Raw genomic sequence first — 17,843 nt, 5'->3', positions numbered from 1 at the left:
CCACGTCCTACGGTGGGACCATGGACTGGAAGATCGAACTCATCCCCGTACCGGTTACCGATGTCGACCGGGCCAAGGCGTTCTACCAGAAGGTGGGCTTCAACGCCGACCACGATCACAGGGTGCACGAGGGCCTGCGGTTCGTCCAGCTGACACCACCCGGCTCGGCCTGCTCCATCGTGATCGGCGAAGGCATCACCGACAAGACTCCCGGCACACAGGAAATCCAGGTGGTGGTCGCCGACGCCGAGGCGGCGCGTCGGCAACTGCTCGACGCCGGCGTCGATGCCAGCGAGGTCGACGTGCAGCCATGGGGCAACTTCGTCTACTTCGGCGATCCTGACGGCAACAGGTGGTCGCTGCAGGCGATCGAGTCACGCCCCAACGGCTGATCGGCGCCCACAACAGCCCTGGCAACGCACTGATCCGATTGGCGTCTGTCAACACCCCCATCATGTTCAGCTCAAGGGGTGAGTCGCCTGCATGAAGGTGACCCGGCCGAACCTGTGGTCGGCGTGCGCGACCTCCCGGGCGTCGCCGAACCCGGCGTCGGCCAGGAGCGTGACGATGCCATCGCCGTGGTTGCGGGCCACGACCGGGCTGTGCGCCACCCGGGAACGCATGAGGCGGGTCAGGTGCCGGAGGGCGTGGACAGGGCTGTGGCCATGGCGGTGTGTCGGGTGCCCGGCGTCCTCGACGTTGGATGCTGGGCCGCCGAAGTCGACGACGGTGACCCTTCCTCCCGGCCGGAGAGCACGCAGCGCGTCGCGCGCGAACGCGATCCGACCGTCGTCATCGACGTGGTGCAGGGCCAACGACGAGACGACATGGTCGAGCGAGGCGTCCTCGGCGGGGATCCGGTCGGCGTATCCCTGAACGAGGGTAAGAGCGACGCTGCGGCGGCGCGCCTTGCGCGCTGCCCTGCGCAGGGCGTCTCTGTCGGGGTCGAGGCCGGTCACCCGCGCGCTCGGTTGGGCCGCGAGCACGGCGAATGACAGGTTGCCCGTGCCGCAGCCGACGTCGACCACCGTCTGGCCGGGCTCGATGCCGGCGAGCTCGACCGCACGTTCGTGCAGTGCGCGGACGCCGGCCACCCGGGTGAAGGCGTCGTAGAACGGGAGAAGCCAGGTCTTTCCCGCACCCGGCAGGAACGGGCGGTCCCGCTCCTGCGGAGTTCGCTGGTCGAGGATGCGTACGTGGATCGAAGCTGCCATGGATGCCTCCTGTGCACGCGGTGGCGGGTCTGCCTCGATGGCACCTGACCGACCCGGTGTCGTCACCTCCAAGTCTTGGATATTCTGCGGTAACCAAGCAGGATTTAACTTGGAAACCATGGGACATTCTTCGGTCAGTGACTCGCCGCGAGGCCCGTCGGGGCTGCGCACGGTACGGCCCGACGGGACGCCGGTCTACCGCTACCGGCAGCGCCCCGGCCTGCCTCCTGTCTCGGTGACCCGCTTCGACACCGAAGCCGCCCACCCCAGCCTCCCGCCGGAGCACCGGCACGCCCACGACTTCTTCGTCCTGGTCTATGTCGAGGAGGGCATGGGCTCGTTCACCGTCGACGGCGCTGAACGGCCGATGCGCGCTGGCGAGATCCACGCTGTATCGCCCGGGCAGGTCATCGGCGTCGCGGACGCGGCCGAGTTCGCCCGCGGCCGCGCGTGGTCGGTCGCGTTCACACCGGACGCCGTTCCCGCCCTGGCCTCGGTCTCCCCACTGGCCTGGACGCACCATCCCCTCCTCGCCCTGTTCGCCTCCAGCGCGGGGCACGGTCGGATCGCAGAGCCCGACCAGGCGAACTGGTCGGCGTGGCTGGCGGACCTGGCCGAGGAACTCGCCGACCCAGGCCGTCTCGGTGCCCGCGAGGCCGTCGCCGCACTGCTCACCCGGCTTCTGGTCGCGGCCGCGCGACTGGCACCCAGCGCTCCGGCCACGCCGGACCCACTCGTCGAGCGGGTCTTCGCCGAGATCGAGGCGACGTTCCGCGAACCGGTCTCCGCCGCCGATGTCGCCCGCACGCTCGGCTACACCCCGGGGCACCTCACGACCGTGCTCCGCCGGCGCACCGGCCGCCCCCTGCTTGAATGGATCACCGAACGGCGCATGACCGAGGTCCGGCGAATGCTACGCGAGACCGACCTGTCGCTCGACGCCGTGGCCGTCCGAACCGGCCTGCGCGACGCCACCTATCTCGTCCGCCGCTTCCGCGACCGCTACGGCATCACCCCGCAGCGATGGCGCCGCACCCAGCGAGCATGGCCATGACAGTGGTTCATCCGCACATCCGCCGGTCGCGTGCGGCGTGCCGTCACGTACCGCAGTGCTCTTAAGAGTCGATCTGGATCCACTCGATCGATTGGTTGGTCTCCTGCTCGATCTGGGCGGCGACGGTCCCGACCAGCTCTCTTCATTGGACTAGAGACCTTCCTTGGCCGTCCCCGTCGGTGATCTGGGCGGCCCGCCGCGCGATGCGGGTGGCCGGGCTGGAACGGATCGGTGGATCGCCGACGCGCTCGCCGCCGCCGAGGCCGACCGCCCACTGCCCCGACCCTTCACCGAGCAAAGCGGCACCGCCGCGTTCAACCGGCTGTTGTGCTGCACACCACCATCACGCTCCACCTGGCCGCGAGGACGTCCGGCACATGTCGCGTCACCGAGGTGCTCCAGCAGGCCGTCGCGTTGCCCGCCCTGATCGCCCTGGCGAACGACGATCCGCTGGTCGCCGCGATCGACGCCGTCTACAACGCGGCAATCGCCCACGGCGACGACCGCGACCGCTTCCTCACCGACGCCCACACCGCCCAACGCCGAACCGCCGATCCGACAAGCGAAGTCAAAGGCGGCACCAGCAGAATTACTAACGCGTGCGCAGCTGAGTCGACGAACGCCCCGACCGAACGCATGACGGAGCCGCTCCCGCGCGCTCTCATGCCGATGAGCGTGCGTGCGTTGACTGTTCTGCTGTCGATGCACTGGCCTTATGGAACCGATGTCACTTGACCTGGTGGCGCGTCGGACCGAGGCATGTCGTCGAGGCTGGACGCCGACACTCACGCCACGCGAACGGTCGGCGCGGGCCACCAATGAGCGTAGGTGTCCCGGATAGCGGCCCTGTGCGGAAACGTTCACCGGCCGGGTCATACGGGACACCCTGCCGCGCTCAGGCCATCTGAGCTGCGGCGTCCCGTATGAGGTCCTTGTTCGAGATGACGCAGACCAGCACCGCTAATGGACTGGACCTCAATTGCGGTTGAGGTTTTAGGGTGGGTCATGCCAACTGCTGAGACGGGGACGCGTCTATCCATGGGTCGGGACACTTTCGGCCGTCAGGGATTCGGCGCGATGAGGTTGCGCGATGGAACCGACGACGGCACCGACCGCGACCCGGTGGCGGTGGTCCACGCCGCCCTTGATGCGGGCGTCACGATGGTGGACACCGCAGATGCCTACCAGAATGAAGAGCTGGTCGGCCGGGCAATCCGAGGACGCCGTGATGAGGTGCTGCTGGCCAGCAAGTTCGGGTTGGTCTGGCGAGATGAGCTCGCCGGCGGCTTCGACGTACGGGCTGACCCGTCATACGTGCGGCAGGCGAGCGAGGCGAGCCTGCGACGGCTCGGTGTCGACGTGATCGACCTCTACTACCTGCACCATCGCAGCGAAAAGGTCCCGATCGAGGAAACCGTCGAAGCCATGGCCGAACTAGTCAACCAGGGGAAGGTGCGCGCCCTTGGCCTGTCCAACGTGACGGCGGACGACCTACGCCGCGCACACGCCGTTCACCCGATCGCGGCGCTACAGGAGCAGTGGTCACTGGTGCAGCGCGACATCGAGCGGGAGCTGCTGCCTACCGTGGCCGACCTCGGAGTGGTCGTCGTGGCCCACTCCCCAAACGGTCATGGACTCCTCCACCAGCCGCCGAGCACAGCCGACGAGGAAGCAGCGAGCGGCCTACGCGCCGCACTGGGCGAGATCGCCAGTAGAAACGACACCACGAGCGGGCAGGTCGCACTGGCCTGGGTACACCACCGGCAGCAGGCACACGGCGTGCCGGTCGTCCCGATCCCCGGGACCACCAGCGTCCGCCACCTACGTTCCAACGTCGCCGCGGCCGACCTAAGCCTGTCCGACGACGACCTGCGCCGGCTCGATTCCCTCCGAGCCGCATCGTGACCCGTACACCGTGTCCGGCAGCGGATCGTCTTACGGGACGGGTTGGACGGGCTCCATCGGTCAACATCGCCAGGCTGCCAACTCCCCGGTGACCGAGCCGCGCCATCGCCCACGCTGCCCGGACTGAATGAGGAGGCAGTCCAAGGTCGGCATTGAACAGCCGGTCATGCCGCGAGTCGCGCGCTACGTAGGGTTACGTTACCGCTCGCGGCAAGGCTCGGCTTCGTCAGTGAAACACCGACCAGCAGATGTCATTGCGTAATCTCTGGTCATCAAGTACGAGTTCGCGGATCGCCTCCGGGAGCTGGTCGCGTTGCCATTGGCACTCGAGCCCCCCTGCGGCCTCGCTCAGAGCGTCCGGTGCCGCCGCGCGCACAGCCTTGATTGCGTAGGCGGCGGCGCCGAGCTCATGCGCGGCTACGTGGGCGACGGCCCCGGCCTGGCCGGCGGCGTACGCGGCATGCCGGGCCGCCCCACGCAGGTCTCTGGCTGCTCCCATCGCGTGGCCGCCCGCCGCACGAGCCTGCATCATCTTGACCTCGCCGCGGACCCAGGCCCGGGCATGCTCGATCGCGTGACGCGGTCGCGGGTCCCCCGGCTGAGCCGACTCGAAGAGGCCAAGGACGTGCTCTGCACACGAGGCGGCCCATAGAGCGAGAAGCCGGTGATCGCCATCGGTGAGAGTCCCCCTACGGCGGATCGTCACGAAGCGAGGGTCCCGGACCTTCGGGAGGATCATGACTTGCACTCCCTCCCACGCGGGTCGGCGCGACTCAGCGCAGTGCGCCCTGGTGGCCGGTCAGCCGCCTGACGCAGGGAACGGTCCAGTGTGCTCATCAGCTGGGCAACACGATTGCCGCCGCTTGGCGCGATCGGGTAGCGGCTGAGAACGTCGATGAGCACCGGTGTCGCGCGCTGCCGCGACCGTTCCAGCAGGGCATCCCCGATCGTGGGGTCACCGCCCGCCTCGATCTCCCCGATGCGCGCAGCGCTTGCGGACGCTCGCAGGATGTGGCCGACCTGGCTGGCCTTGGCAATGGGGTGCAGGTATGCGGCCGATGCGGCATCACCGGCGGATCGCGCGGCCAGCCGCGCGGCCTCGGAGGGGGCGGACCCGGCGGCCCGGTGAGCCTCGAGGGACGTGACGCGTTGCAGTTTGGTCCTGTTGGCGCCGTTGATGAACGCCCAGGCCGCGTCGATGGCCGCACGGGGGCGCGGATCATCGGGAACGGCCCGCTCGAAGACCGACAGGACGTCCTCGGCATGCCGGACCACGTAACGCGCCACGACGCGCAGCTCGTCCATCGTCAGGTCGAAGTCTCCGGATACGGTGCGCGCGCTCTGTGCCATGTCCATGAATCGTATCCCTGAACGCCCGGTTGAGGCCTTGCGACCTGTCGTCTGCTCACCTGCCGTCGGAACCCTCAATCGCAGGTCACCTGCGGCTGTCGGTATGACGTCCCCGCCCGGCTCGCCCGGATGACGGGCACGTAAGGTCCGGGAATGATCGAATCCCAACGTGAAGCCGTGCCGCGCAACGACGATGGCGAGCTCGACACCACCCTCGCCTTCTTGTCCTTCGCTCGATCATGCGTGCTGAAGAAAGTTGCCGGGCTGAACGAGGAGCAGCTGCGGCGCCGGTTGGTCGTCTCCGACACCACCCTGCTGGGCCTGGTCCAGCATCTGACCGACGCCGAACGGTACTGGTTCGGCTACACGTTCGCCGGCGACTCACGCTACGCCGACGTCGACTTCGACATGGTGGTCGAGCCGGACCGGTCCCCGGATCAGATCATCGCCGGCTACCGGACCGCGATCGCCGAGAGCGACGCCCACATCATCGCAGCCGCTGGCCCCGACGTCCTCACCGCGCAACCCGTCGGCGACACGCCTCGTACGCTTCGCTGGGTGCTTGCCCACATGACGAGCGAGACCGTCCGGCATGCCGGTCACGCCGACATCCTGCGAGAGCTTGTCGACGGTGCCACCGGCCGGTAGGAGCCCGTTCCACGTCTGGCACCAAGCGATCGATCATCGGCGTAGCCAGAGCGCCGGCTCGCGCGTGAAGCGGCCGGTGGCAGTGTCGCGCAGGAGCGCGATGCCGTCGACAGTCACCGGTTCGTCGGACTCGCCGCCCTCGCCCTTCATGTCATTCGGAGCGCTGCCTTGCAGCACGGTGGCCGAATCGTGCGCGTCGTCGTTCGTTTGGCTCAGCGTCGCGGGGGCGGGTCGCAGCAGGTGGCGAGTGGGGAATCCGCGAAGTTCGGTCTGGTGTACGGCGCAGCTCACCTCGATGGTGTCGCCTGCGGTGAGTCGGAGTGATCGGCTGGCGCGTGGATCCAGCACCACCGGCTCGACGGTGGCACCGTCCTTGCCCGTTATGGTCACCCTTCCGCTGGCGAGCGGCTCGACCCGCACCCCTTCGGCCTGGAGCCACTCGGCGAAAGCCAGTACGCAGTAGCGCTCGAGCGCCTGGTGGGTCGGTTCGCCGTTCGGATTCAGGTCGCCGGGCTGCACTACGACCTGGGTCCATACCCGCGGAGGCGCCTCCGGCGGCGCGGGTCGATTCTCGGCGGCCGCTGCTTCCGAATGGACCAGCAGCCGTTCGACGTTTTCCGCCGTGCAGTACGCGGAGAGTTCCAACTCATTCAGAAGATCGAGAAGTCGCCGAGCGTACTGAGCGGGTACGGATTTTCCGGCGGATTCGGCGGCGTCCTGGGTCTCGTTGATCTGGCGCTTCTGCCAGCTGTGTAGGTGCCTGTCGAACTCCATTGCCTGGTCGCGCTGAAAGCCGAGCCACTGCATCGCCCGCACGAACTCGCTGTCCGGCACGAGGCTCTTCGGGCGGTTCTGTCGGCCCACCTTTTCGATGAACGAGTCCGGCCACGGGATGCAGAACCGGTAGAGGCAGATGAGTCGGGGCAGCACGTACTCATGTAGTTGGCGAGGACGCTCGGTGAGTAGCAGGCCGTGAATGCCCCAGTGTTCGATTCGTCGGGCCAGTGCCTTGATGTCGGAACGGACCCGGTCCTGCCGCCGCACCTTCATCGGAGCCGCCCGATCCCACAGGTCGGCGAAGCGCCCGGCCAGGGCGTCATCGTGCTCGGCCCAACGCTGCCGGTTCTTCGGGGCGTCCGCCCGAGGTGCCCTGGACGCGGGTGTTCCGGGCGGTCGGTTTTCCTCGGGTTTGGCTGGCGGGCGCCGCGTGCTGCCGAGGAAATCCTCGAGGCTGTCGGTCGAGGCGTCCCTTAGGAAGTGCCACACCCCGTGGCCGTCGCGCAGGACGAGCCGGCGGCGTGACCCGTCATAGAGCCGGCGAAACTGCCGAGAGCTCAGCCGACCCGAGGACCTGAACCTGACCCAGACATACACCGCTACGCCCAGGACGGCGACTCCGCAGGCAAGGCTGAACAGCGCCGCCTCGTCGGCGTGCCGGGACAGCAACCCCAGTGCCTGGTCATGCAGCCAGCGCAGCCAGTTGCCATCCGCCGGCGCGCCGGGGGTCGGCGCGATGTCCTTGGGGGTTTTCATGTCCGTCGTCGCGTCCAGGACTGTCACCAGGCTGACCAGTCCCACCGCGAGGCTGATCACCACGCCGCCCTTCTGGATCACGTCCGCCTCGCGGACCCGCCGCTCGTCGAACGCGGAGGTGATCGCGGCCACGAGGTCGTCGTACCGAGACTTGACCCAGGAGGACTGCTCGACGATTTCCGCGCCGTGCTGGCGTACCCGGGCGAACAGTCCGGTCTCGGTGATCGCTCCGCGCAGTCCGCGCACACTTCGCCCGTGCAACTCGGTGAGTTTCGCGTCGAAGTCGTCCTGCAACTGCTCGGCCGCCGCGTCGATGTCGGCACTGGAGGCCCGCGTCAGTGCGCGCAGATGGCCGAGGTCGGCTACCCCTTGGAGCAGGATCTGGTGCAGCAACTGCACCGCGCGGTGCGCTTCGTTGAGCGTTCGACCGCGCCGCATCGGCAGGTGGGTCGAGAGCGCGTCCCACAGAAACGCGCCGCGTTCAGCCATCGCGGTGTAGACCTGAAGATGGTTTTTCCAAATTTCCAGGTCACGCTCCACCGTGTACAGCTCGCTGCCGCTTTTCGCCTCGAGTTCACTGAGGGCGGTGACGATCCCCGCGGCGTTCTCCTCCTGGCGGCGGATCGCGGCCGCCTGCCGGTCCGAGTCCCGCTGGCCTTCGGCGTCACGGGCCGGGTAGCCGTTGCGCGATGGCAGGATCAGGTAGTGCGGAGTGTAGGTCTCGTCCTCCCGCCGAAACCGGCGCAGCACCATGAAGTCGCCGTTGATCACGGCGCGGCTCACCACGGAGTCCCGAGCGGTGCCGGTCAGTAGCAGCTCGCGCGCGAGCCGATCACCGACCCGGTCGCTCTGCTCCAGATAGCGGTAGGCGTCGCTGCGCAGAGACGCCGGGACGGCCACCCAGAACGTCGGTAAGTCGTACTGCCAATCGAAGATCCGGAACTGGACCGGCAGGAGTTGTGCGGCAAGCAACCGCTGCAGGCTCTCACCGACCCGCAGCAAATAGGCGCGGTAGGCGGGTAGCTGCTCAGCGGGGATCTGCACGTCCTGCGCGCCGTTCACCGCCAGCAGCTCCTCAGGGACATGCCGACGGCTACGGGGCAGCGACGTCCAAACCGAGACGCTGGCTCGGCACAGCGGCCGCTTCACGAGGTAGGAAAAGGAGATGTCGACGACCGCATACAGGGGCCGGTCCGGATCCGCCGGATCGCGCAGCGACTGCAGCCGCCGCGGCTCCAGGAATATTTGATGCCGCAGCTCGGCCAGCTGACCCCAGGCCTGCCGGTCTTTGTCCAATGCGGCCAAACACCCCTGCCGCACCTCGTCCACCAGCTCGGTCATCAGTGACCGGCCCGCTTCACTGTCGGCACGTTTGTAGTCGACGGCATCGTCTCCATCGCGGACCCGCCCCAGCCAGGCCGCCCCGTCCGGCACCCCGTCCGTCCGGAGGAGAGCGTCGAGTAGGCGACGATGCGCGGCGAATTCCACACCGCCTGGTTCGGTAGCGAGACTGTCCGGGGAGCGGTCCGGGTCCCGCCGCAGCAGTTCGATCTCCGGGATGCGCCAGGCTGACGTACGAACCATGATCAGACGGTTGAGCGCACCGTGTCGCACGCGGCCCGTCCGCGGCTTCGCGCGTTCCTGCCGCCGCGAGCCGCCGTCCCCACCCCCAGAGGCCTCCGCCGTCACGGGGTGGGGCGCGTCCGCCGGGGTGACCGTTGATGCCGGCTCCGGTGCCGGCCGTGGCGACGGGACTGCGCCCAGCACCACCGAATCAGTGGCGGCAGCTTGGGCCGACTCGACGATCTCCCCTTGCTGGTAAGGCTCTCCCACGTTACCCCCCGGCATCGTCACCTACCCCACGGTAAGCGGATCCATCGACGCGGGACGAGATCCGCTCGGACGATTGCTGGGGGACCGTCTGGCGGCGTGCGCACAACCTTTCTCGCGAACAGCCGGGCAAATTCGTCAGACCGAGGTGCCTCTGGGCTGGCGTACTGGCGCGAAACGTGACTGCCGGCGAGGCGGTCACATGCCGTGGCCGAGCCGACAGCTGCCGGGGTGTCCGGAATGCCGATGAGCGGATGGCGTCGATACGGCTGCCTCCTTGGTTCATGCTCGAAGCCAACCCCGTCGTTCTGTGGTCGGCCTGAGAGAAGCCAAAGACCGCAGACTGCTTCCGCACCGCCCGCGGCGCGCGCACAGTAACAAGGCCGGCGCAGACGACCGCCACGAGCGCCAGGAGCATCCGGGGCCATCGCCGCGCCGGCCTAGCGGCGTACGGGGTCAGGTCTGCCCACTGCTTTGGGAGCGCCAGCCGATCCAGGAGCGGCCTTCGAAGTGGTCGAGCCCGAGGGCGGTCCTGAGTTCGGGGTAGTCGTGCTCGACCGCCAGCGGCTCTTGGCCAGGCGGACCAGTTCACTCAACGGATGTGTCGGCAGGCGGGCCGCACAGCCAGTAATCGCTGGGCTCGTCCTGGTCGGGACTGCAGGAGCAGCCAGCATTCTGGCAGGACAGCGTCCTCACCGCACTGGATCCGCGCTGGATGGTCCGGCCGGCGGGACGCACCCGCAGGGCGCCGAAGTGCCCGGCCAGCTCACCGGCAGGCCGGTCCGGGGCGCGGTCGCCTGCGGGTGGCCGGGCATGCCAGCGCACCAGACTCCGTCAGTCAGGGAAGGTGGGGATCACGGGCGGCTGGTACTCCTCCGCGGTGGTGTCACGTGTCGACTGCCGGATGAGCATGCGTAGTGTGCCGACCAGGTGCTCCTGAACCGCCTTCGCCGCTCCCGCTGGGTTGCCCGCAAGAACCTCGTCGTAGATGCGCTCGTGGACTGACAGGATGTCCGACAGCGTGCGCGTCCTGGTGGTGGACAGACCCAGGGAGTGCATCTGCGACCGGACCTTCGCGACGGCCTCGACCACCCGCGAGTTCCCCGCAGCCCGCAGGATCGCCTCGTGGAAGGTCAGGTCGTGCTTCTGGAACTGCCGCTCGTTGCCGGCCTCGCATGCCGCGCGCATTCCGGCGAACGCCGATTGGAACGCCTCCCGGTGCTCCTGAGGCATGTGCTGGGCAGCGCGGTACGCGGCCGGTGCCTCGAGGAAGATCCGCAACATGTAGATCTCCTCGATGTCCTGCGTGGAGAGCTCGAGAATCCGCACGCCCTTGCTGCGCTCGAATCGAACCATCCCGTTGCTGGCCAGCTGGAGAAGGGCCTCGCGCACCGGGGTACGTGAGACCCCGAGCTGGTTGGACAGCTCTACGACCGAGTACAGCGTCCCTGGTGCCAGCTCGCCGGCGAGGATCGCGTCACGGATTTGCTCGAACACGCGCTCCGTCAGGGATGCCTGATCGATCACCAGTGGCTTCACGACACGATCCTTCTCTGTTGCCCGGTCCGATTGTTCTTCATAGTGCCTCTATCAAAGAAAGGACAAGTCAGCGCCCTGACTTGCCGGCAGAACGGTCTCGGCGTATAGGCGCCCCCAACCACGCTGCGGTGCTGCCGGAGGCACGTAGTCGCGCAGCCTGCGCTGTACCTCATCGTCGTCGACGAGGAGGTCCAGACGACGTGCGGCGACGTCGAGGCGGATCAGGTCACCGTTGCGGACGACCGCGAGGGGCCCGCCGGCTGCTGCTTCCGGGTCGCAGTGGAGTACGACCGTGCCGTACGACGTTCCGCTCATCCGGGCGTCCGAGACCCGCACCATGTCGCGCACCCCTTGACGGGCCAGCTTCCGGGGGATCGGAAGCGCGCCGGCCTCCGGCATCCCCGCTGCCTTCGGACCGGCGGAACGGAGCACCAGCACATGCTCGGGTGTGATGTCGAGATCCGGGTCGTCCAGCACCGAGGCGATGTCCTGGTCCGCGTCCAGCACGAACGCCGGCCCGGTGTGTTGCAGGAGGTGCGGACTGGCGGCCGAGGTCTTGAGCACCGCACCGTTGGGGGCCAGCGAACCGCGCAGGACCGCAAGCGCGCCGGGGGGCCCGAGCGGGTCCTCGAGTGAGCGGATCGTGCTCTGCCACTGTTGCCTGGCGGGAACGTCTCCTAGTAGCTCGTGAAGGGCGCGGCCGGTCACTCCGATGGTGGTCGTGTCGAGTTCGGGCTCGAGGACCTTGAGCAGTGCGGGCAGGCCGCCGGAGTGGTGGAAGTCCTGCATGTAGTTCTGTCCCGAGGGCTTGCAGTCGACCAGCAGCGGCACCTTGGCGCCCACGGTGTCGAAGTCCGCGAGCTTGAGGTCCACGCCCGCGCGGCGAGCGACGGCGACGAGGTGCACCAGCGCGTTGGTGGATCCGCCCAGTGCCGCGAGCACCCGAATGGCGTTGTCGAAGGCTGCGCGCGTGAGGACATCGCGGGGGAGCGGGCCGCCCTGCTCGGCTAGGGCGACCGCGCGGCGTCCGGTCGCCACACCGTGGCGCAGCCGTTCACCTGTGGAGGCGCCCGGGGTGGCGCCGCCGGGCAGCATCATGCCGAGAGCCTCCGTCATGCACGCCATGGTGGAAGCGGTGCCCATCACCGCGCACGTGCCTGCGGTGGTGACCAGTTCGCCGCGCGCCTCGGTGATCTCGTCGGTGTCCAGCTCGCCGGCGCGGTGGCTTGCCCAGAGCCGTCGGCAGTCGGTGCAGGCACCCATCCGCTCGCCCCGCCAGCTGCCGGTCATCATCGGCCCTACGACCTCGAGAAGCACCGGTTTGTCCGACGAGGCCGCCGCCATGAGTTGCGCCGGAACGGTCTTGTCGCAGCCGCCGAGCAGGATGGCGGCATCCATGGGCAGCGCGCGGATCATCTCCTCGGTGTCCATCGCCATCAGATTGCGGTAGAGCATCGAGGTGGGGGAGGTGAGGATCTCCCCGAGGGAGATGGTCGGGAACGTCATCGGCAGCCCGCCGGCCTCCAGGACGCCGCGTTTCACCGCCTCCACCAATGCTGGCATGTCACGGTGGCAGGTGTTGTAGCTGGACGTGGTGACCGCGATGCCGATGACCGGCCGCTCCAGGTCGACGTCGTCGTAGCCACTGGACGCCAGGAAGCCGCGTCGCAGGAAACGGCTGAACTCCTCGTCGCCGTAGGCGGTGCGGCTGGAGTCGACGGCCGAGCCAGCGGACTTGGGGGGCATGTGGTGCCTCGTTTCTCGTGTACTAGGGCGCCGTCGGGGCGTCAGGAGGTGAAGGGCATGGCGAGGGGCCGCATCGGGGCCCCGGTCGCGCCGCGGATCTTCAGGCAGGCACCCACGAAGGCGAACTCGTAAAGGTTCTCGGCGGACAGTTGCTCGCAGTCGACGAGTTCCATCATCGGGACACCCGCTTCGCCGAGCAGGTAGGTGTGCACGACCTGCCAGTTCTCGTCGTCGTCGGCCGGCATCTGCTCGAGCGCGGAGTTGTCACCGCCGATGACCGACGCACCGGCCCGCGCCAGCCAACGCGCACCATCGAGATTGAGGCCGGGGCTGTTGTCGATGTACCGCGAGGGGTCGGGCCACTGCGTCATCCGGCCCGTCCGGATCAGGGCGATGTCGCCGGGGTGGAACTCCAGCTGCTGGCGGCGCAGGGTGTCCTGCAGGTCCTGGGCACTAATGCCGTAGTTGTCCGGAAGCATGTCCACGCCGTGCAGCGCGGCGACGTCGAACAGTACGCCACGGCCGATGATCGGCGGGATCTTGTCTGCTCCGCACTTGATCCAGTGGCGTGAGCTCAGGTGCTGGTCGGCGGAGAAGCTGTTCCAGATCTTCCCGCGGTATCCGAAGTGGTTGAGGGTGTCGATGTGTGTGCCGGTGTGGGTGTACATCGAAACGGCGTCGCCCGAGTACGCCACCAGCTCGTTCTGGTCTGGGCCTGCCCCGGTGAGGTCGTCGAGCACCGTGCCCGGCGGTGTGTGCGTCATCCACTGCTGGAATGCCGGGTCGCCCGCCTTGATCCAGGAAGGCATGCCCATGAACATGTCGACCGACAGGTCGATCGCGGCGCCCCCGTCGGCACGCTGCACCGCCTTGCGGGCGGCTTGCGGCGACAACAGGTTGAGCATGCCGATCTCGTCGTCGGGCCCGAAGGGGCTCTTCGTCACCTCACGGAACTTCGCCGCGTACGCAGCGATCTTCCTGCGCACCTCGTCGGTGATGATCTCCGGTCCGCACATGTCGGTGCCTCTCTTCCGGCCTAGTTCTCGGGGGTCTGGGTGAGGACGCCGTACTGCTGCGGCTTGCGTTGGTCGAACACCGCGAGTTCGTACTCACCGGGAATGAAGACGAGCCGCTTGGTGCGTGCCACCTCGAGGTCCACGTCGGTGCCGAAGATGCCCTCGCGTTGGTCCGCGCGGACGAGCACCTCTCCGGTCGGAGCGACCACCTGGCTGCCGCCGAGGTACGTCGTGCCGTTCTCCTCGTCACCGCGGTCGGCCACCGCCAGGTAAACGAGGTTCTCGACCGCTCGAACACGTGTGAAGTGCTCGGCGAGAAGTGTGGCGGAAGCCGGCCAGGCGGTTGGCATGGCGATGACGTCGGCCCCCTGCAACGCCGGGACCCTTGCTGACTCCGGAAAGCGCAGGTCGAAGCAGATCATCAGGCCGATGCGACCGATCGGCGTGTCGATCACCCGGGGGGCGCGGTCGTCGCCGGGCGACACGAACCGGTCGGCTCCGAAGAACGGCAGGTGCTCCTTCCGGTAGCGGCCGAGGATCCCGTCTCCGCTGATCAGGAGGGCCGAGTTGTAGACGTCCGGTCCCTGCAGCTCCAGCAGGCCCACCACGGCGAGCACGTCCGCGTTGCCGCAGGCTTCCACCAAGGCGGCCAGACGGTGATCCGCGGTGGTGAGGGCGGCCGCGCGCGTCTGTTCCGGGCTGTCAAACATGTAGCCGCTGAGCGTGCACTCGGGGAAGACGACAAGGTCGTGCCCCCGGTGGCCCGCATCGCGGATGTGGGCTGCCGTGATGCTCACGTTGCGGTCGAGAGCACCCGGGGCCGACGGCACCTGCGCCACGGCCACGCTGACCAGCGAGTTGGTCTTGGTCTCCACCTGGGGCTCCTCGTTCGGGGACGGAACTGAAGGCGACTTGCATGAGTATTGACATGCTGCATGCAGCATGTCAATCTTCCCCGCATGTTCAAGGAGCAAGCCGCATGACCGGCGTGATCGTGACTGGAGCCGGCGGTGGCATCGGCGCCGACACCGCCCGGCTGTTGGCCGAGCGCGGCAGCGGCGTGCTGCTGGTAGACCGCAACGGTGACGGCGTCCGCCGCACCGCCGACGAACTGGCCGGACGCGGGCTCGATGTCCTCGCAAGGCCGGCAGACGTGACCGACGAAGCCGCCGTTGCGGGGTTCGTGGCGGAGGCCCGCCAGCGCTGGGGCACTCTGTCGGGGCTCGTCAACTGCGCCGCGACGATGAGTTCCCGCGCCCTGACCGAGACCACCCTGCAGGAGTGGTCGCAGGTCATGGCGGTGAACGCGACCGGCACATTCCTGACGTGCAAGCACGCAGTCCGCGCGTTCCTGGAGCAGGACAGCGGCGGCGCGATAGTCAACACGTCATCGATCTCCGGGCACGTCGGGCTACCCAAACAGCCGGCGTACTGCGCGTCCAAGGGTGCGGTCGTCCAGCTGAGCCGGCAGATCGCCGTGGACTACGCCCAGCACGGCATCCGGTGCAACGTCGTCAGCCCTGGATCGGTCGAGACGGCCCAGCTGAGGGGCTACCTGGCTAGCCAGTCCGATCCCGCTGCGGCCGAAGATCAGCTGATCGCGGCGCATCCACTGCGGCGAATCGCCGAGCCGGCCGAGATCTCCGGCGTGATCGCGTTTCTCCTCGGACCTGAGGCGGCCTTCATCACCGGAGCCGACCTGCCCGTCGACGGCGGCTACACCGCTGTCTGAGCCGCCTGTTGCCCGGAGCAGTGAAAGGACCAATTCGATGACGATCGACGTGCAGCAACCGGACCGGACGGGCAAGCTGTCGTCCCGGCGTCCCATGTTGCGCCCCAACCCGTTCACGACGGTCTGGATCATGGCCGCGGCGCTGTTCGTGATCAGCCCTCTGCTCGCCCCCGGGAGCCTCTCCGGATCCGCGCTGGCCTCGATGCTGCCCTTCGCGGCGATCCTGATGATCGCCGCGCTGGGGCAGTCGCTCGTGATCGCGCACGGCGGCATCGACCTCTCCGTGCCGGGTGCCGTGGCCCTGGCTGCTGTGTTCGTCACCAAGGTTCCCGAGATGCTGGGTGTGTCGCTGCCTGTTGCCGCGCTGCTTGGCCTGCTCGTCGGGGCCGGCGCCGGAGTGCTCATCGGGTTTGTCGTCGTGCACGTCCGCATCGCCGCCTTCGTCGCAACCCTGGCGATGAACTCCATCCTCATCGGTGTCGTTTTCGCCGTCTCAAAGGGCTTCCCCGGATCAGCCAACCCCGACTTCAGCAGCTTCTCCGTAGGTTCGGTGCTCGGCATCCCGAACCTGCTCCTCGTCGCCCTCGCGTTGACGCTCCTGGTGCAGTGGATGCGTCGCCGCACCGTGGTGGGACGCAGATTCATGGCTGTCGGAGCCAGCGTCGATGCCGCCCGCCTCGTGGGCATCCGCACCCGCCTGTACCAAGTGGGCGCCTACGCCGCCGCCGGCGTCCTCTACTCGCTCGCCGGCATGCTGCTGGCCGGATACCTGCGAACCCCCGACATCCTGCTCGGCAACTCCTACCAGCTGTCGTCCATCGCGGCGGTGGTCCTCGGAGGGAGCCTTCTCGCCGGCGGCATCAGCAACGCACTCGCCACGGCCGTCGCGGCGTTGTTCCTCACTCAGCTCAACCAGGTCGTCCTGGCAGCAGGGGCTCCGACCTCAATGCAACTGCTGGTGCAGGCCGTTGTCTTGGCGCTGGCGGTCTCGCTGCACCGGATTCCCGTGACCGCTCTCCTCGGACTGCGCAAGCGCCCACACCGACGCTGACGAAGCTTCCCCGATCACTCGACGTTCCACGCATTCCTCAGATTGGAGACCGGCATGGCAACCAACCGTGTCCTCGCCGCGGCGACGTTCGCGATGGCGACACTGCTCACCGCCTCGGCCTGCGCAGCCCCAGCGGACGACTCCGGAGGCGGCAGCAAAGCCGCCGACGTCTACGCCGACAAGGCACGTGTCGGTGAGGTGAGCGACCTCAAGTCGATCGACGAGTTCTGCGGCGACAAGCCGCTCAAAGTCGCTCTGGCAGACGGCACCGGAGACAACGCCTGGCGCAAGACCGCGCGCGCAGAGTTCGAGGACGAAGCGAGCAAATGTCCCAACCTGACCGTCATGCCGTACTCCGACGCGCAGAACAACCCGCAGAAGGCGATCAGTGACATCAAGGCAATCGTCTCACAGGGCGCCGACGCGATCGTCGTGTTCCCCGATGCGGGCGAGGCCCTTCTGCCCACGCTTCGCGAGGCATACCAGGCCGGCGTGGCGATGGTGCCATGGACGGCCAACCCGGGCGGCACCCCGGGCAAGGACTACACCACCTTCGTCGGCCACAACACGGTCAACGACGGCCGTACCTGGGCTCGCTGGACCTGCCAGCACCTAGGTGACGCAGGCGGGAACGTCATCTTCCTCGGCGGCACTCCAGGCAACACACAGAGCACCACCGAGATGAAGGGCATCCAGGAAGAACTCGAATCCAACAAGGCGTGCGCCAACGTCAAGCTTCTCAACCAGCCCGGAAAGCCCATCGACACCGACTGGAACCCAGCCCAGACCCAGCGGGTCGTCTCCGGCCTTCTCACGAAGTACCCGCAGATCGACGCGGTGATCTCCGACTCGGGTGACGGCTCCCTCGGTGGTATCCGTGCCTTCCTCTCCGCCGGCCGCAAGCTACCGCTGTGGACGGCCAACGACCTCAACGGGTTCGCCTGTGAGTGGCACCGCCTGCACAAGCAACACCAGAGCTTCAACACCGTGACCGTGTCGAGCAGGACATGGCTGGTGCGGCTGGCGTTGCGCAAGGCGATCGCCGCCAAGCAGGGAATCAAGAACGACGAGCCGGAGATCGTCAACATCCCCATCCACGAGGACACCTTCGACGCCAGCAAGCAGCCGCGCTGCGAACCGGGCCTGCCCAGCAGCGCGATCCTCAGCGCTGACCTCACCGACGAACAGTTCAAGCGCATCTACAACTGATCAGGTCTCCTGCCGG

16 protein-coding genes and 1 pseudogene are annotated in these 17,843 nt (G+C 68.0%); 8 read left to right on the top strand and 9 right to left on the bottom strand.

What is annotated here, in order from left to right:
* Positions 1-20: 20 nt before the first annotated feature.
* Complete coding sequence (locus A6A27_RS16490) at positions 21-392, top strand: VOC family protein (RefSeq protein ID WP_073835498.1); 372 nt, start codon at positions 21-23, stop codon at positions 390-392.
* Between the two features lie 66 nt (positions 393-458).
* On the opposite strand, the gene A6A27_RS16485 is transcribed toward A6A27_RS16490, so the two are convergent.
* Positions 459-1,214 (bottom strand): class I SAM-dependent methyltransferase, encoded by a 756-nt coding sequence (locus A6A27_RS16485; protein ID WP_073835497.1) that lies wholly within the window; start codon positions 1,212-1,214, stop codon positions 459-461.
* 118 nt (positions 1,215-1,332) lie between these two features.
* Here A6A27_RS16485 and A6A27_RS16480 point away from each other — a divergent pair, with 118 nt between their 5' ends.
* The 3 genes from A6A27_RS16480 to A6A27_RS16470 all read left to right on the top strand — a co-directional run bounded on the left by A6A27_RS16480 (position 1,333) and on the right by A6A27_RS16470 (position 4,173).
* Positions 1,333-2,268: a helix-turn-helix transcriptional regulator gene (locus A6A27_RS16480; protein WP_073835496.1), complete on the top strand. Its 936-nt coding sequence runs from the start codon at positions 1,333-1,335 to the stop codon at positions 2,266-2,268.
* Positions 2,269-2,595: 327 nt separating this feature from the next.
* Positions 2,596-3,003, top strand: coding sequence for a hypothetical protein (locus A6A27_RS16475; protein WP_073835495.1), 408 nt, complete (start codon positions 2,596-2,598; stop codon positions 3,001-3,003).
* Positions 3,004-3,345: 342 nt separating this feature from the next.
* A complete protein-coding gene (locus A6A27_RS16470; protein ID WP_241825288.1) occupies positions 3,346-4,173 on the top strand; it encodes an aldo/keto reductase in 828 nt (275 codons plus the stop codon).
* Positions 4,174-4,399: 226 nt separating this feature from the next.
* Here the strand turns inward: A6A27_RS16470 and A6A27_RS16465 are convergent, their stop codons facing one another.
* Both A6A27_RS16465 and A6A27_RS16460 read right to left on the bottom strand, forming a co-directional pair.
* Positions 4,400-4,912, bottom strand: coding sequence for a putative immunity protein (locus tag A6A27_RS16465; RefSeq protein ID WP_073835493.1), 513 nt, complete (start codon positions 4,910-4,912; stop codon positions 4,400-4,402).
* Entirely contained in the window at positions 4,909-5,529 is a 621-nt protein-coding gene (locus A6A27_RS16460; protein ID WP_241825287.1) for a putative immunity protein, read from the bottom strand. Before A6A27_RS16460 ends, A6A27_RS16465 begins: the two co-directional genes overlap by 4 nt.
* A gap of 147 nt (positions 5,530-5,676) precedes the next feature.
* On the opposite strand from A6A27_RS16460, the gene A6A27_RS16455 reads away from it, so the two are divergent.
* Entirely contained in the window at positions 5,677-6,171 is a 495-nt protein-coding gene (locus A6A27_RS16455; protein WP_073835492.1) for a DinB family protein, read from the top strand.
* Positions 6,172-6,204: 33 nt separating this feature from the next.
* Here the strand turns inward: A6A27_RS16455 and A6A27_RS16450 are convergent, their stop codons facing one another.
* From A6A27_RS16450 to A6A27_RS16425, 6 genes and pseudogenes are all read right to left on the bottom strand, one after another.
* On the bottom strand, positions 6,205-9,558 hold the full coding sequence (locus A6A27_RS16450) for a hypothetical protein (protein WP_143194024.1): 3,354 nt from the start codon (positions 9,556-9,558) through the stop codon (positions 6,205-6,207).
* A 459-nt stretch (positions 9,559-10,017) separates the two neighbouring features.
* A pseudogene (locus A6A27_RS47465) lies at positions 10,018-10,362 on the bottom strand (IS701 family transposase); the annotation flags it as partial.
* Between the two features lie 6 nt (positions 10,363-10,368).
* Complete coding sequence (locus A6A27_RS16440) at positions 10,369-11,073, bottom strand: GntR family transcriptional regulator (protein ID WP_073835490.1); 705 nt, start codon at positions 11,071-11,073, stop codon at positions 10,369-10,371.
* Between the two features lie 51 nt (positions 11,074-11,124).
* Positions 11,125-12,819, bottom strand: coding sequence for a dihydroxy-acid dehydratase (locus A6A27_RS16435; RefSeq protein ID WP_073835489.1), 1,695 nt, complete (start codon positions 12,817-12,819; stop codon positions 11,125-11,127).
* A gap of 41 nt (positions 12,820-12,860) precedes the next feature.
* On the bottom strand, positions 12,861-13,835 hold the full coding sequence (locus A6A27_RS16430; protein ID WP_073835488.1) for a cyclase family protein: 975 nt from the start codon (positions 13,833-13,835) through the stop codon (positions 12,861-12,863).
* Positions 13,836-13,855: 20 nt separating this feature from the next.
* Complete coding sequence (locus tag A6A27_RS16425; protein WP_198940326.1) at positions 13,856-14,710, bottom strand: carbon-nitrogen hydrolase family protein; 855 nt, start codon at positions 14,708-14,710, stop codon at positions 13,856-13,858.
* 41 nt (positions 14,711-14,751) lie between these two features.
* Between A6A27_RS16425 and A6A27_RS16420 the strand changes: the two genes are divergently transcribed.
* From A6A27_RS16420 to A6A27_RS16410, 3 genes are all read left to right on the top strand, one after another.
* Complete coding sequence (locus A6A27_RS16420; RefSeq protein WP_338013289.1) at positions 14,752-15,567, top strand: SDR family NAD(P)-dependent oxidoreductase; 816 nt, start codon at positions 14,752-14,754, stop codon at positions 15,565-15,567.
* 130 nt (positions 15,568-15,697) lie between these two features.
* The gene (locus A6A27_RS16415; protein ID WP_198940324.1) at positions 15,698-16,618 is read left to right on the top strand and encodes an ABC transporter permease; all 921 of its coding nucleotides are present in this window, start codon (positions 15,698-15,700) and stop codon (positions 16,616-16,618) included.
* A 42-nt stretch (positions 16,619-16,660) separates the two neighbouring features.
* Positions 16,661-17,827 carry a substrate-binding domain-containing protein gene (locus tag A6A27_RS16410; RefSeq protein WP_073835486.1) on the top strand — a complete coding sequence of 389 codons (1,167 nt, stop codon included), beginning with the start codon at positions 16,661-16,663 and terminating at the stop codon, positions 17,825-17,827.
* Positions 17,828-17,843 lie beyond the last annotated feature (16 nt).

The sequence above is a fragment of the Micromonospora sp. CB01531 genome (assembly GCF_001905095.1).
Taxonomy (GTDB): domain Bacteria; phylum Actinomycetota; class Actinomycetes; order Mycobacteriales; family Micromonosporaceae; genus Micromonospora.
This window is presented reverse-complemented; position numbering and strand designations above follow the sequence as displayed.